Source organism: Brevibacterium sediminis, from assembly GCF_013623905.1.
GTDB lineage: Bacteria > Actinomycetota > Actinomycetes > Actinomycetales > Brevibacteriaceae > Brevibacterium > Brevibacterium sediminis.
This window is the reverse complement of the sequence record NZ_JABKDD010000001.1, coordinates 585757-600563: the sequence shown is the minus strand read 5'-3', so window position 1 is coordinate 600563 and position 14807 is coordinate 585757. Positions and strand designations below refer to the sequence as shown.

The following is a 14807-nucleotide window of genomic DNA, read 5'->3' as shown; positions in this document are numbered from 1 at the left end:
CTATTCAGCCGTTCCACTTCTCGTCGTCTTCGTCCCACTGCTGATTGCGTTCACGTGCCTTCTCCAGGGCGGCGCGGGCGACTTCCTCGGTCTCGTAGGGCCCCATGCGATGGGTCCAGTCGCTGACCAGGCCCTTTTCCACGGTGTTCGTCTCGAGGTTGAAGTAGTACTTCGAGTTCGGGTCGTCGATATCTTCGTAGAGTCCCATGGCGAGCCTTCTCTCCTCTGCGGGGTTCTGCATTGACGCTTTCAGCTTACCGTTTCAAGTCGCCAACTGACGGCATGTGTCGCTTAGGCGTTGGAAGCGCCCTATCTGCATCTTTGGTGCAGTCTGGACCCGACTGGAATCATGTTTTCCGCGTTATCTGGCACCCAGACGCACTGATTTCGCATCATTGGTGACGAAAACAGATTTAAAGGTTTGCTCTCCAAACCTTCTAAGGAATAGAGTTGACACCATCGACGACCGACGGAGAAGTCGGTCGCCTCCGCCCCTGCGGCACACGATCAGGAGAGAAGGACACACCATGCGCATTTCAGTGCCCACCGAGGTCAAGAACAATGAGTTCCGAGTCGCCATCACCGCTGCCGGCGTCCATGAACTCGTCGCCCACGGCCATGAGGTCACCGTGCAGGCAGGAGCCGGCGAGGGCTCCTTCATCGCCGATGCCGAATACGAGGCTGCCGGAGCGAAGATCGCCGCCGACGCCGCCACAACATGGGCAGCCGGCGACCTCGTGCTCAAGGTCAAGGAGCCGATCGCCCAGGAGTACGGCTTCCTGCGCAAGGATCTCGTCCTGTTCACCTACCTCCACCTCGCCGCGGATGAGGCGCTCACCACTGCTCTCATGGAGGCCGGCACCACCGCCATCGCCTATGAGACCGTCCAGCCCGACGGCGGCGGACTTCCGCTGCTCGCTCCGATGAGCGAGATCGCCGGACGCCTGTCGACTCAGGTCGGCGCTCACAGCCTGCTCAAGGCCAACGGCGGCCGCGGGATCCTGCTGTCCGGAGTCCCTGGTGTCGAGCGCGCGAATGTCGTCGTCATCGGTGCCGGTGTGGCCGGGACGAATGCCGCCCGGATGGCTCTGGGCCTCGGAGCGACCGTCGAGGTCATCGACATCAACATTCCGCGTCTGCGGCAGATCGATGAGACCTTCGCCGGTGCCATCGGCACGAAAGTGTCGAACAAGTACGAGATCACGAAGTCTCTGGCCACAGCCGACCTCGTCATCGGTTCGGTGCTCATCCCGGGCAAGAAGGCGCCGAAGCTCGTCACCGACGAGATGGTCGCTGGGATGAAGCCGGGATCGGTGCTCGTCGATATCGCCATCGACCAGGGCGGCTGCTTCGAGAATTCTCGTCCGACGACTCACGACGATCCGACGTTCAACGTCCATAACTCGGTCTACTACTGCGTGGCGAACATGCCGGGTGCGGTGCCGAACACAGCCACTGCGGCGCTGACGAATGCGACTCTGCCCTTTGCTGTGAAGATCGCCGACCAGGGGTGGCACAAGGCACTGTCGAACGATTCTGCGCTGGCCCGTGGTCTCAACATCCACAATGGGCACGTCACGAACGACAACGTCGCAGAGGCATTCGGCTTCGAAGCAGTCTCCGTGGCCCACGCCCTAGCCAACTGAAGAACCCCTATTACTACCTGACGGCGGCCCAGCAACCTCGCGCGAGGTTGCTGGGCCGCCGTCAGGTAGTAATAGGGGTTAGGGGCGGGGGACGATGGTCGTGTACCTGAAGTGCTCCTCGCAGAGTCTTCCCGCAGCTTCTGCGTCTCCGGCAGCGATCGCCTCGACGATCGCGGCGTGGTCGTCCACGGCGTGATCGAAGAGCTCGGCCGAGAACGGGTCGTGACGGAAACCGGCGTTGATCTTCGTATCGAGGTCGATGGCCATGCGCACGAGTTCCGGGTTGTGACCGGCACGGGCGATGGCGAAGTGGAACTGCGCGTCCGCGGTGCGCGCGGCGGCCGCTTCGGCGCGTTGGGAATAGACTTCGGCCAGTTCCCGGAGCTCGCTCAGCTCGTCCTCGGTACGTCGCAGGGCCGCGGTCGCCGCCAGCGAATTCTGGAAGACGGCGCGGGCGTCAAGCAGGTTCCGCCTCTCGGCATGGAACTCGTCGATTCTACCGGCCATGGGAGCCAGCGCCTCGGGGCGGGCGGTCTTGACGAACGTCCCTCCCCCGCGGCCGCGGCGGCGTTCGACGACCCCGAGACGCTCTAAGCGCAGCAGGGCTGCGCGCACGCTCGAGCGGGACACCTGCAGATCTGCGGCCAACGTCCGTTCGCCCGGCAGCAGGGTGCCTTCCGGCAGCGCTCCGACGGCGATTCCGGAGAGGATGTGGTCGGCGATCTGCTGCGGCGCGCTCGTCAGGCTCACCACTTCGCCCAGTCCAGCGAACTCGTGGCCCGCCGATGTCGTGTCGTCGCTCAATCTGCCTCCCGCTTCCTTGGCACGGCTGCTTCCGATTCTAGACTCCACAGGTCCCGCACCGCGGCATCGACAGGCGACCGGGCAGCGGGACAAAGCCGCGTTTCCAGCATAGGATCGACACCATCATGACTGTTCACACTCGCCTGCTCACGCCCGGCACCATTTCGCCCGAACGCGGTGTGCCGAAGGACATCCCCCGCCCGGAGTACGTCGGTCGCGCCGACGCCGATGAAGGCCGGGGAAACAATTTCTACAGCCCCGAAGAAGTCGAGGTGGTGCGGGCGGCCGGTCGGATCGCGGCCAATGCCCTGGCCGCCGTCGGCGAGATGATCGTCCCCGGCATCACCACCGATGACATCGACAGGGTGGCGCACGAGTTCATGTGCGATCACGGAGCGTACCCGTCGACGTTGGGCTATCGGGGCTTCCCGAAATCCGTGTGCACCTCCGTCAACGAGGTGATCTGCCACGGCATCCCCGATTCGACCGTCATCGAGGACGGCGACATCGTCAATGTCGACATCACCGCCTACTACCAGGGCATGCACGGAGACACGAACTACACATTCACCGCCGGAGACGTCGATGAGGAGTCCCGTCTCCTCATCGAACGCACCTATGAGTCGATGATGCGTGGGATCAAAGCGGTCAAACCGGGACGTCAGATCAACGTCGTCGGACGGGTGATCGAGAAGTACGCGAAGCGCTTCGACTACGGAGTCGTGCGCGACTACAGCGGGCACGGAGTCGGCCGCGAATTCCATTCCGGGCTCATCATCCCGCACTATGACGCGGCTCCCGCCCATGCGGAGACGATGGAACCGGGAATGATCTTCACGATCGAGCCGATGCTCAACCTCGGCACGATCGACTGGGACGTCTGGGACGATTCCTGGACCGTGGTGACGAAGGACCGCAAGCGCTCCGCTCAGTTCGAGCACACACTAGTGGTGACCGAGTCCGGTGCCGATATCCTGACTCTGCCCGATGCCGACACCGCGATTGCCGCCGGACCCGCACACGAGGAGAGCTGATATGAGCGCGGAGACCTCCCCACGCTTTGCGATCGGCATCGACATCGGCGGCACCGGGATCAAAGCGGCACTCGTCGACACGGTGACGGGCAAGCTGCCGTTCAAGCGGCTGCGCGAGCTCACACCGAAGCCGAGCACCCCGGTTGCCGTGGCTGCGACGATTGCCACGCTGTTGGATGCACTGAGCGAACATGCCGTCGAACTCGAACTCGTCGCCGACCGTGCCGCGATCGACTCCCTGCCTGTCGGCTGCGGATTCCCCGGCGTGATCCGCGAAGGACTCGTCGAGTACACGGCGAACCTCGACCAGAGTTGGATCGGTTCGCCCATCTCCGACATCATCGGCGAGAGCACGGGCCGCACCGTGTACTTCCTCAACGATGCCGATGCCGCCGGACTGGCCGAGATGACCTTCGGTGCCGGGCGCAAACACCGGAAGAAGACGGTGCTGCTGACGACGCTGGGCACGGGAATCGGAACCGCCCTGTTCACTCACGGCCGGATGGTTCCCTACACAGAACTCGGCCATATCGAGATGAACGGCGCCGATGCCGAGACGCAGGCCGCGGAATCGGTCAGGACCCGGCTGGGACTGACCTATCCGGAGTGGGCGGCTCGGCTGCAACAGTATTATTCGCAGATCGAACTGCTGGTCGCTCCGGATGTCATCATCGTCGGCGGCGGAGTCTCGAAGTCCCATGACCAGTTCCTGCCGCTCATCGAGACGCGGGCGAAACTCAAGCCGGCGAAGCTGTACAACAACGCCGGAATCGTGGGAGCAGCGATGATCGCGGTCAACGGCGGTAAGGCGAAGGTGCGTCGCAGTCCGTCCTGAAAGACGCGCCGCAGCTGAGGATGTGGGAGAGGACAGGCCACCGATAAGCCGGGTTCTGTCGACGAGTCGGTTGCCCTTCTCGCCTGACGGTCATCTATCTGGGACCGATGTTGCCACCGGCCTCAAGCAATCCACCCGACGACTCGGCGAGCAGCCTCGAACGTCGTCTGTCTGATCTTGCTCCGGATGGGGTTTACCCAGCAGCGACGGTCACCCGCCGCCCTGGTGGTCTCTTACACCACCGTTTCACCCTTACCCAGTCGGAACTGGGCGGTCTGCTTTCTGTTGCACTGGCCCGCGGGTCGCCCCGGGTGGGTGTTACCCACCATCCCTGCTCTGTGGAGCCCGGACGTTCCTCAGCCCTCGTGAAGAGAGCCGCGACCGTCTGGTGACCTGTCCTCAAGCAACCCAGTGTAGTCGCTCAGCAATGCCCCCACGCACACAGCACCCGCACGCGGCGGAGACCGGACATCGAACGTGATCAACCTCATCCGCACCCGGTCCCAGCCGCGTCACTGCGTGATCATACGATGGGGTGGTGAAGATCCTGCTGCCGCCCTCCGAGGGCAAGACTCCGTCGCCGACCGGTCCCACGCTCGATCTCGACGGTCTCTCGGCTCCGGAACTCACCACCAAGCGCAAGCGTGTGCTCGCTGCGTTGAAGAAGGTCTCAAAGCGTCGAGATGCCCTCGAGAAGCTCGGCGTCGGCGCGTCACTCTCAGCGGACGTCGAACGGAACACCGTCCTCGATGAGATCCCCTGTGCCCCCGCGCTGCTCACCTATTCCGGTGTGCTCTATGAGGCGATGGGCGCCAGTGAGCTGGTGGCGCAGTCGACCGATGACGAGAAGCTGCGGGACCGTCTCCACGACGTCCACGTATTCTCCGCCCTGTTCGGCCGGGTGCACGGACTCGACGATATCCCCGCTTACCGACTGGCGATGAAGACCGATCTGGGGACCCTGGGAAAGCTGACATCCTATTGGAAGCCGGTTCTGGCGAAGTCCTGCTCCCTCGACCCCGCCGAGGTGGCCCTCGACTGCCGCTCGAGCGATTACCGGTCCGTATGGCCGGGTCCCACCGATCAGGTCGTCACCATGGGTGCCGTGTCCGTCAGCGGCGGGAAACGTCGCGTCGTCTCCCACTGGGCGAAGTTCTACCGAGGTGAGTTCGCCGGTCGGCTGCTGTCCGATGAGCGGGCCCTGCCGGAGACCGCTGAAGACCTTGTGTCTCGGGCGGAGGAGCTGTATGAGGTCGAGTTCACAGGCTCGACGAACTCGAAGCCGGCCAACCTCATGATCGTCCTCCGCGACTGAGACGCGCCTCAACAACGACCCTGTCGACCAAGGTCGACGAGATCAGTCGAGGCAGGATCAGCTGCGACGCAGCAGCACCGCCTCGCATTCTTCGCATTCATAGGTTTCGTTGACATCGGCGCCGAGCATTCCGTGCCAGACTGCTCCGCCGATCTCCTGTCCGCACGCCTGACAGTTCGGTCCGTTGAGCAGGGCGGCCCCGGGACCGCCCTGGCGGACATTGGCATCGAATGTCGTGAGCAGCTGCTCCGGCAGCTCGCTCCTCGCGCCCGACGCCGCGGACTCGTTCTCGGCGATGAGCTCCCGCAGTTCGGCCTTCCTGTCCTTCACCGCGGTCTGCACCTCTTTACCGGAGGCCGTGACCTCGGCGATTCGGTCATCGACTGCCGCGAGTTCGTCTTCAGCGGCTTCGAGCTTCTCCATCTCCTCCAGCTGCGATTCTTCGAGTTCGGCGACCCGAGCTTCGTGACCGGCGATCTCCTCTTGCAGATTCACCATGTCTCTGCTGGTCAGACCGGTTCCGTCGTTGAGCTCGGCGGTCTTCTTCTCGATCTTCGATCGCTGTGCTTCGATGAGTCCGGTGGCTTCGGTGATGGCGTCCTGATGGCCGTCGACGACAGCGGCGGCCTCGGTACGCTTCTCTCCGGACTCCTTGTGGCGGGAGATGAGCTCCTGCAGCTCCTCTGCCCTCTTCGGGTTGTCATGCTCGAACTGCAGGGCGCGCCCGTGGGCGATGAGTTCGATGAGGGTCTGCAGCGCGGTTCTCTGGCTGTCGGTGATGAGCATCGTCGGTCTCCTTGTCAGTACCGTTCGACCCAGGGGTCGGTGTTGACTGCCGAATGCTGCAGCGAGACAGTGAACCCGCGCCGCGCGAATTCGGTCTCGAGAGCCTCGGCCGCCGCACTCAGCCAGACTGTCTCGGACGCCCAGTGGGAGACGTCGATGAGCGAGAGTCCGCTCTCTCGACGATTCGCCGCATCAAGCGCCTCGGTGGCCGGGTGATGGCGGAGGTCAGCCGTCACGTAGACGTCGGCGCCGCTGGCCCTGACCTCGTCGAACAGCGAGTCGCCGGCGCCGCCGCAGACCGCGACACGGGTCGCTGTCGCAGCGGGGTCGCCGGCGATGCGCACACCGGTCGTGGTGCGCGGCAGCTGCGCAGCCAGTCGCCTGGCAAGGTCCCGGACCGGTGTGGGCCGGTCGAGGTCGCCGACGCGGCCGATTCCGGTCGGCAGCGAGCCGCGTCCCGAATCATCAGCCTCGTCATGGGGGGACAGTGGCTGCGCGCCCTCGATGCCCAGGAGTGAGATGAGCACATCGGAGACTCCGCCGCGGGCCGAATCAGCGTTCGTATGCGCATTGAACAGCGCAATATCGTTGCTGATGAGAGTGTGGACGGCTCCGCCCTTCAAAGTTGCGGCATTCACCGACTTCACGGGTTTGAGCATGAGCGGATGATGGTTGAACACCAGGTCTGCGCCGAGAACGACGGCCTCGGCGATCACGGTGTCCATCGGATCGAGAGCCAAGAGGATCGACTGGACCTCGGCGTCGGGGTCGCCGACGGCCAGGCCCACGGAGTCCCAGGACTCGGCCAAGGCCGGTGGCCACAGTGAGTCGAACACCTCTGCGCAGTCACTCACCTTCGGATGTCTCATGCCCCCACACTATTACATCCGAACCGGGGCACATCGTCGGCACCGTGGGATCGAAGACCAGCCGGCCGATGAAGCAGAGATGGGCGGACGATTTTCAGAGAGAGTGATGTGGCTCATATATTTGGGTCATGACATCTACACGCATCTCCTCCGAATCACCCGTGATCAGAAACTCGTCCACGGTCTCGGATCTCATCCGCCGCAGCGCCGGCCGATTCCCCACCGACACGGCCCTCGAATTCGGGGACCGAACCTGGACCTATGCAGAACTTGACTCTGCCGTGACCGCGGTGGCCCGCGAACTCGTCCGTCTCGGTGTGACGAAAGGCGACCGTGTCGCCGCCTATGGGAAGAACTCCGACCTCTTCGTCCTCCTCTATCTCGGCTGCGCACGTGCCGGATTCATCCACGTGCCGGTCAACTATCAGCTGAAGAACGACGAACTCGACTACATCCTCAGCAACTCCGGTGCCGAGATCGTCTTCTCCGACTCCGACCTCATGTCCGCAGTCGCCTCAACCCCGACCGGAGCCGAGGCGCAGGTGATCGACTTCGCCGATCTCGTTCCGGTCGCCACCGCGGAGGAGATCGCCCCAGCCGTCAGCACAGAGTTCTCCGTCGACGACACGGACGTGGCTCAGCTGCTCTACACCTCCGGCACCACCTCGGCGCCGAAAGGTGCGGTGATGACCCATCGCGCCCTTCTGCACGAGTACCTGTCGTCCCTCATGTCCCTCGACTTCGCTGCGACAGATCGCGCCGTCCACGCCCTGCCGCTCTATCACTCAGCGCAGATGCACGTCTTCCTGCTGCCGCTTCTGTCGATCGGCGCGCACAACATCATCGTCCCCGCTCCCGTGCCCGAGCAGCTGCTCGGCATCTTCGAGGAACGGAAGATCAATTCGTTCTTCGCCGCCCCCACCGTCTGGGTGGCGCTGGCCAACAGCCCTGACCTCGAAACCCGCAACCTCGACAGCCTCCACAAGGCCTACTACGGTGCTTCGATCATGCCCGGACCGATCCTCGAGCGCCTGCGCCAGCGGCTTCCGCAGCTGGGCTTCTACAACTGCTTCGGCCAGTCGGAGCTCGGCCCGTTGTGCACTGTGCTGCGTCCCGAGGAGCACGACGATCACCCCGGTTCGGCGGGTCGCCCGGTGATGTTCGTCGAGACCCGCGTCGTCAACGCCGGCGGTGACGACGTCGGCCCCGGCGAGGAGGGCGAGATCCTCTACCGGTCGCCGCAGCTGTGCGAAGGCTACTGGAACCGGCCGGAGGCCACCGCCGAGGCGTTCGACAACGGCTGGTTCCATTCCGGGGACCTGGTCAAGGTCGACGAGGAGGGTTTCGTCGAGGTCGTCGACCGGGTCAAGGACGTCATCAACACGGGTGGCGTGCTGGTCGCCAGCCGCCAGGTCGAGGATGCCGTCTTCGAGCTGCCGCAGGTCGCCGAGGTGGCTGTGGTCGGGATCGCCGATGAGAAGTGGATCGAGGCGGTGGCCGCCTTCGTCGTCCTCAAGGACGGCCAGCCGCCGTTGTCGGCCGACGATGTCATCGGTCACGTCAAGTCCCGTTTGGCCGGATTCAAGGTGCCCAAGCGGGTGGAGTTCGTTGCCGAACTGCCGAAGAACTCGGCCGGGAAGATCCTCAAGCGGAGCCTGCGCCAAGCCTGAGGGCTTGCGGCCGCTCAGGCGTTGGCGACTTCAGCGGTGCCTGCACCGCGCCTGCGGATGACGGGATCGGTGTGGGTGGCCGCCTCGGCGGTGGTCTTCGAATCGGAACAGCAGCCGGCTTCCGCACCGCAGCACCCAACGGATTCTTCCGTCCGGGCCTCCTCGTCCTCCTGGCCGAGGATAGTGAATCCGTTGTCTCGGATCATGGCGAGGTCGTCGGCTGCGGCTTGGCCCTCGGCGGTGAGGTAGTCGCCGAGGAAGATCGAGTTGGCCAGCTGCAGCGCCATTGGCTGGAGGGATTTGAGGTGAATCTCGCGACCGCCGGCCAGCCGGATCTCCCGGTCGGGGCAGACGAAGCGGGCTGTCGCGACGATCTTCATGCACTGCATGGGTGTGAGGTTCCACTGTCCTTCGAGCGGTGTTCCGTCGAACGGGACGAGGAAGTTGATCGGGATCGACTCGGAGCCGAGGGCCTTGAGCGCGAACAGCGCTTCGACGATCTGTTCGTCGCTTTCGCCGAGCCCGACGATGAGGCCGCTGCAGGGTGAGAGTCCCGCCGCTTTGGCGTGTTCGACGGTATTCGTCCGGTCCTCGTAGGTGTGGGTCTTGACGATATTGTCGTGGAAGGATTCCGCGGTGTTGATGTTGTGGTTGTAGGCATCGGCGCCGGCTTCCTTGAGCGCCTCGGCCTGACCTTCCTTGAGGATGCCCAGACACGCACACACCTCGACTTCGGGATTCTCGTCTTTGAGGCGTTCGACGATCTCACCGACGCGGCCCACGTCGCGACGGCTCGGCCCACGACCGCTGGCGACGAGGCAGACGCGGGACGCCCCTCCGCCGATGCCCATGCTCGCCTGTTCCATGGCCTCGTCAGTGCTCAGCCACGAGTATTTGAGGATCTCGGCCTTCGACCCCAGTGACTGTGAGCAGTAGGTGCAGCTTTCCGGGCACATTCCCGATTTGAGGTTGACGAGATAGTTCAGCTTGATCGTCATGCCGAAGTGCTCTCGGCGGAGTCGCGATCCGGCATGGACGAGACCGAACAGCTCCTCATCCGGCGTAGCCAGGAGCGTGAGCGCGTCGGCTTCGGTGGCCGCTCCCCCGTTGAGGATGGACTCGGCGAGTTGGCCGGGGTTCACGTTCTGGTCAGGGTTCACAGTCGTCATCGATTGGTCCTTTGTCTCCGTGCGATTGAACAAGGTCAGAATCGGTCGAGTTCAGATCTCCTGAACACCGTTCAATAGGCTATCAGAATGCTGACCCCGCCTTCCGGAGCAGGGTCCTCAGACACACCGGCCATACCGCTTCGTCAGCCGTCGAGTCGGCGTGCCGGTGAGCTGGAGCATAGAATTCTTTCGCCGGCCCGGAGCACTGCCCGACCGCCGGCCAACGACCCAGTACAGGGAAGAACGGAACGAGGAACACAATGGCGGAGTCGGCACCCACGGACACCCACAAAGGAACAGGCAATCGCCGCGGCTGGCGTCTGCACGGAAACGGGCGGACGATCGCTCCCGGTGAGAGGGTTCTGCCGGAAGAGCGTCTGAGCTGGCCGCGGACCATCAGCATCGGCGCACAGCACGTCGTGGCGATGTTCGGCGCGACGTTCCTCGTGCCCCTTCTCACCGGGTTCCCACCGTCGACGACGCTGTTCTTCACCGCCATCGGCACGTTGCTGTTCCTGCTCATCACGAAGGGGATGATGCCCTCCTACCTCGGTTCGTCGTTCGGGCTGCTCGCCCCGATCGGGGCGGTCACGGGGTTCTCGGCCACGGCCGGAGAGGACCTCGAACCTCATGCCATGGCTTTGGCTCAAGGTGGAATCATCTCGGTGGGAGTCACCTTGGCGCTCGTCGGGCTCGTGGTCCATTTCGTCGGCGTCCGATGGATCGAAGTGACCATGCCCCCAGTGGTGACCGGGGCCATCGTGGCCCTCATCGGCCTCAACCTGGCCCCGGCCGCCTGGGATTGGGTCAAGGCCGCTCCCCTGACCGCCGTGATCACGATCGTCGCGATCCTGCTGACCACGGTGCTCTTCCGCGGGATGCTCGGCCGACTCTCGATCCTCATCGGCGTCCTGGTCGGCTATGGTGCGGCATGGCTGCAGGGTGAGCTCGACTTCTCCACCGTCTCGAAAGCCGACTGGGTGGGACTGCCCGCGTTCCATGCACCGGCGTTCGATCTCGGCTACCTCGGCCTGTTCCTGCCCGTCGTCCTCGTCCTCATCGCCGAGAACATCGGCCATGTGAAATCGGTCGCCGCAATGACCGGCCGCGACCTCGATCACCTGACGGGCCGGACGCTCTTCGCCGACGGGTTCTCCACCATCCTCGCCGGATCCGGCGGCGGTTCCGGAACGACGACCTATGCCGAGAACATCGGCGTCATGGCAGCCACGCGCATCTTCTCCACTGCCGCCTACCTGTGCGCGGCGGTCATCGCCCTCGTCCTCAGCATGCTGCCGAAGTTCGGCGAGATCATCGCGACGATCCCTCCCGGAGTCCTCGGCGGAGCGGCGACCGTGCTCTACGGAATGATCGGCATGCTCGGCGTGCGCATCTGGGTGGAGAACAAGGTCGACTTCTCCAACCCGATCAATCTCAACACTGCCGCGGTCTCGCTCATCGTCGCCATCGCGAACTTCACCTGGACCCCGGGCGGACTGCAGTTCGAAGGCATCGCCCTGGGCACCGCCTCGGCGATCATCATCTATCAGGCGATGAAGGCCATCGCCCGGTGGCGGGGCACCGACTCTGACCTCGTGACAGAGAACTTCGCCGAGGCGGCCCACCGAACCGATGCGCCGCAGGCTCCACGACGGGGCCGGGCGACCCACCCGTTCGCTTCCGACGCGACGGACGGCTCCTCCCAAGAGCCGGGCTCACCCGTCTGAGCACGAGTTGAGGCGATGGGGCGCACTGCTGTTTCGAGCAGTGCGCCCCATCGCCTTTGTGCATTTAGCATCGAGTTCTGGACCAGTCATCGGGGTCAAACTCGATCATCTGGTCAGAACTCGATTGGTCCTGCGCCACGGCGAGAACGCACCGCACCACTTTCGGTGCGGCCGTGCGCTGCTTCTCGTTCTAGGCGTCTGCTCGCGTCTTGATGGTTTGGACGCAGAGTGGTCTCGCAACGGTCCGGGAATGCAGAAGTGCCGCAGTCTCGCCTGAGCGATGCTGCGGCACTTTCCCTTGGTCGGGATAGCGGGATTCGAACCCACGACCTCCTCGTCCCGAACGAGGCGCGCTACCAAGCTGCGCTATATCCCGTGACCAGGAACTACTATAGCGAGGGGAACGCGATCTGAAAAATCGGGAAGGACCTCTGCTCGAGAATGAAAGGTATGTCTCATTGGCACTGACAGCCGAAAGCATCACCACCACTGCATTGAGCATTCTTTCGCAGTACGGTCTGGGCGATCTGTCCATGCGCCGGCTCGCCCGCGAACTCGACGTTCAGCCGTCTGCACTGTACTGGCACGTCAAGGACAAGCAGTCACTGCTCATTCTCATCTCACGTTCACTCAAAGCCGAAGTCGATGCCCTCTGTCCCGCCACTGCCGACCCGCTCGCCGCGGCGATGTCTCTGCGCGAGGTGCTGCTGAAATACCGTGATGGAGCAGAGATCGTGCTGCTGGGGTATTCGATCGCTCCGACAGACGTTGCGCCTCGGGCCCTGAGTGCTGATCGCCTGGGCGCCGAACTCTCGCACGGAATCCTCACCCTCACACTCGGTGCCGTGGCCGTTGAGCAGAATCGCAGGATCTTCGACGTCGACACCGCAGAGGCAGCTGAGAATTTCGCCGCCAATGCGGCACGCCTGCTCCGATCCTCCTGATGGCAGTCCGGACCGACGCACTGAGCGGTCCCGCGACCGCCTGCGTTCCCGTTTCGCCGGTCCCCATCGGATGTGGCATACTGATCAAGCGCTGTCGGAGACATCGACGACGCAGGTGGGGCCTATAGCTCAGTTGGCTAGAGCATCTCGTTTACACCGAGAGGGTCGGGGGTTCGAGTCCCTCTGGGCCCACCGTCAAGGCATCCCGTATCACGGGGTGCCTTTTCCGTTCTCCTGTAGGACCGACCCGAGCGGTCTTTGCCCGGCGCCGCTGGCCGGCCCAGGCCGGCAGTCATCACTCCGGTGATAGTTTCGAGGAGGAACTATCGAAGCGATTGAGAGGGGCAGCCGTGGCAGACGAACCCGTCATCGACGTCCGGACCTTACCGAAGTCGGAACGGCATCCGCTCGTCATCAGAGCGTATGAAGATCTTGACGTCGGCTCCAGCCTGATCCTCATCAATGACCACTCGCCTGAAGGGCTGCGCGTCGAAATGGACCGCGAGTTCGCCGAGGCGGTCGGGTGGGAGCCGCTGGAGAGCACGCAGGACGGGGTTCGGGTGCGCATCATCCGTCGTGCCGCCACCCCTGTACCCCGCGTCGTTCTCGATGTTGCCGAGCTGACCGCGACCGTCGAGGATTCCGGGTCCGTCTGGCAGCTGCCGACGCACCACCGTGACCTCGATGCGAATGTCATCGCGCTCGCCCCCGGCGGCGAGATCCGCGAACACACCGGCCCATCTCTCGACGTGCTCATCCACGTCCTCGCCGGTGCCGGCACCCTTGAGACCGCAACCGGAACGATCGAACTGTCCCCCGGTCAGATCGTGTGGCTGCCCCGCCGCTCCCGCCGGCGATTCCTAGCCGACGCCGAGGCGGGACTGCAGTACTTCTCAGTCCATCAGCGCAAATCGGGGCTGAGCATCACGGCTCGCAGATGAACACCGCGACGTTCTCGGCCACCGAGGTCATTCTGCGATCTCTCGGACAGGACCTGTCATCGACCGTCAGCGTGTGCAATCAGCTGCCCGGCTCGGGATCGTCGGGACGGGCAGCGGCGATCGCGATGAGTCGGCGCAGCACCGCCTCGTCGATGTTCTCCAGACGGCGCACATAGACGCACCCGGCCCCCTCGGTGTACTTTCCGAGCTGCGGGAGCAGCCTCGCTCCTTCGGGAAGGTCCTTGAGTCCGTACAGAGAGAGCTGGCTCCTGCGCGGGGAGAATCCCGTGGCCGGCCACTCACCGTGGTTGCGCGGGTTCACGGGCGACCGATAGTGGTACCGGCCGTAGCCGACGATCGAGGGTCCCCACATCACGGGTTCCTCACCGGTGACGTCTCGGAAGATCGCGTCAAGAGCGATTCCATCCTCGCGACGCTTCTCGGGAGTCACCGAATCGAGGTAAGCGGCGACATCGGCATCGGTCGGCTGGGTCTTGTTCTCTGCCATGAAGCCAGTATGGCAGTTCAGGCCTCCGAAGGGATCCAGGCAGAACCGTCTTCGACCCGATAGATGAGGTTCGTGCGCGTATGTGCGACAGCGGGATATCGGGTGAGGTAGTCGAGGACGAAGGACTGTACCGCAGCGGTGTCAGTGGCGACGATATGCAGCAGGTAGTCATCGGCTCCGGCCATGTGGTACATCCGCACCACCCCAGGGAACTTCGGCGCAGCCGCCGTGAACGCGTCGATCTCGGCCCGATCGTGTTTGGCCAGCCGAATCGATACGAGAGCCTGCAGACCGACCCCGAGCGCAGTCGGATCGACGTCGATATGGAAGCCGCGGATGACGCCGAGCGACTTCAGTCTCTTGAGACGCAGGGAGACCGTCGATTCGGAGATCCCGACGGCCGCAGCCAAGACCGCACCCGAGGCCCGGGCATCGGCGTTGAGCTCCTGCAGAAGGCGAAGATCGGTGTCATCGAGTGAGACGTTCTGCGACATGAGTCACAGTCTCCCATATCTGATCGCAGACTATCCCGGAAACGGCCGAATACTTGGAGGAGATT

General features: G+C 64.0%; 15 protein-coding genes, 2 tRNA genes and 1 other RNA gene. 9 read left to right on the top strand and 9 right to left on the bottom strand.

The genetic code is table 11. From position 1 onward, the window contains the following. Positions 1-4 precede the first annotated feature (4 nt). Positions 5-208 (bottom strand): hypothetical protein, encoded by a 204-nt coding sequence (locus HK108_RS02815; RefSeq protein ID WP_062242447.1) that lies wholly within the window; start codon positions 206-208, stop codon positions 5-7. 319 nt (positions 209-527) lie between these two features. Between HK108_RS02815 and ald the strand changes: the two genes are divergently transcribed. Beyond that, positions 528-1646 (top strand): alanine dehydrogenase, encoded by a 1119-nt coding sequence (ald, locus tag HK108_RS02810; protein ID WP_181270485.1) that lies wholly within the window; start codon positions 528-530, stop codon positions 1644-1646. A gap of 78 nt (positions 1647-1724) precedes the next feature. On the opposite strand, the gene HK108_RS02805 is transcribed toward ald, so the two are convergent. Further along, positions 1725-2450 carry a FadR/GntR family transcriptional regulator gene (locus HK108_RS02805; protein WP_139467171.1) on the bottom strand — a complete coding sequence of 242 codons (726 nt, stop codon included), beginning with the start codon at positions 2448-2450 and terminating at the stop codon, positions 1725-1727. 125 nt (positions 2451-2575) lie between these two features. On the opposite strand from HK108_RS02805, the gene map reads away from it, so the two are divergent. Continuing rightward, the gene (map, locus tag HK108_RS02800) at positions 2576-3484 is read left to right on the top strand and encodes a type I methionyl aminopeptidase (protein ID WP_139908003.1); all 909 of its coding nucleotides are present in this window, start codon (positions 2576-2578) and stop codon (positions 3482-3484) included. Position 3485: 1 nt separating this feature from the next. Beyond that, on the top strand, positions 3486-4319 hold the full coding sequence (gene ppgK, locus HK108_RS02795; RefSeq protein ID WP_139467169.1) for a polyphosphate--glucose phosphotransferase: 834 nt from the start codon (positions 3486-3488) through the stop codon (positions 4317-4319). Between the two features lie 28 nt (positions 4320-4347). Here the strand turns inward: ppgK and rnpB are convergent. Further along, positions 4348-4716: RNase P RNA component class A (gene rnpB, locus HK108_RS02790), an RNA gene on the bottom strand. A gap of 141 nt (positions 4717-4857) precedes the next feature. On the opposite strand from rnpB, the gene HK108_RS02785 reads away from it, so the two are divergent. Continuing rightward, complete coding sequence (locus HK108_RS02785) at positions 4858-5634, top strand: YaaA family protein (RefSeq protein WP_139467168.1); 777 nt, start codon at positions 4858-4860, stop codon at positions 5632-5634. A 57-nt stretch (positions 5635-5691) separates the two neighbouring features. On the opposite strand, the gene HK108_RS02780 is transcribed toward HK108_RS02785, so the two are convergent. Both HK108_RS02780 and HK108_RS02775 read right to left on the bottom strand, forming a co-directional pair. Continuing rightward, complete coding sequence (locus HK108_RS02780) at positions 5692-6420, bottom strand: zinc ribbon domain-containing protein (protein WP_181270484.1); 729 nt, start codon at positions 6418-6420, stop codon at positions 5692-5694. A 14-nt stretch (positions 6421-6434) separates the two neighbouring features. Beyond that, entirely contained in the window at positions 6435-7289 is an 855-nt protein-coding gene (locus HK108_RS02775; protein WP_181270483.1) for a Nif3-like dinuclear metal center hexameric protein, read from the bottom strand. A 128-nt stretch (positions 7290-7417) separates the two neighbouring features. Between HK108_RS02775 and HK108_RS02770 the strand changes: the two genes are divergently transcribed. Continuing rightward, a complete protein-coding gene (locus HK108_RS02770; protein ID WP_139467165.1) occupies positions 7418-8959 on the top strand; it encodes a fatty acyl-CoA synthetase in 1542 nt (513 codons plus the stop codon). A gap of 14 nt (positions 8960-8973) precedes the next feature. Here the strand turns inward: HK108_RS02770 and bioB are convergent, their stop codons facing one another. After that, positions 8974-10128 (bottom strand): biotin synthase BioB, encoded by a 1155-nt coding sequence (gene bioB, locus HK108_RS02765; RefSeq protein ID WP_139467164.1) that lies wholly within the window; start codon positions 10126-10128, stop codon positions 8974-8976. A gap of 260 nt (positions 10129-10388) precedes the next feature. Here bioB and HK108_RS02760 point away from each other — a divergent pair, with 260 nt between their 5' ends. Further along, positions 10389-11855, top strand: a complete 1467-nt coding sequence (locus HK108_RS02760; protein WP_229663920.1) for a uracil-xanthine permease family protein — start codon at positions 10389-10391, stop codon at positions 11853-11855. Between the two features lie 299 nt (positions 11856-12154). On the opposite strand, the gene HK108_RS02755 is transcribed toward HK108_RS02760, so the two are convergent. After that, positions 12155-12231, bottom strand: a tRNA-Pro gene (locus tag HK108_RS02755). 82 nt (positions 12232-12313) lie between these two features. Between HK108_RS02755 and HK108_RS02750 the strand changes: the two genes are divergently transcribed. From HK108_RS02750 to HK108_RS02740, 3 genes are all read left to right on the top strand, one after another. Continuing rightward, entirely contained in the window at positions 12314-12799 is a 486-nt protein-coding gene (locus tag HK108_RS02750) for a TetR family transcriptional regulator (protein WP_139467163.1), read from the top strand. 118 nt (positions 12800-12917) lie between these two features. Beyond that, positions 12918-12991, top strand: a tRNA-Val gene (locus HK108_RS02745). 158 nt (positions 12992-13149) lie between these two features. Further along, positions 13150-13740, top strand: a complete 591-nt coding sequence (locus HK108_RS02740) for a DUF2249 domain-containing protein (RefSeq protein ID WP_139467162.1) — start codon at positions 13150-13152, stop codon at positions 13738-13740. Positions 13741-13819: 79 nt separating this feature from the next. Here HK108_RS02740 and HK108_RS02735 read toward each other — a convergent pair whose 3' ends face one another. Both HK108_RS02735 and HK108_RS02730 read right to left on the bottom strand, forming a co-directional pair. Beyond that, entirely contained in the window at positions 13820-14248 is a 429-nt protein-coding gene (locus tag HK108_RS02735; protein WP_139467160.1) for a DUF1801 domain-containing protein, read from the bottom strand. Between the two features lie 17 nt (positions 14249-14265). Next, the gene (locus HK108_RS02730; RefSeq protein WP_101546684.1) at positions 14266-14742 is read right to left on the bottom strand and encodes an Lrp/AsnC family transcriptional regulator; all 477 of its coding nucleotides are present in this window, start codon (positions 14740-14742) and stop codon (positions 14266-14268) included. Between the last annotated feature and the right edge of the window lie 65 nt (positions 14743-14807).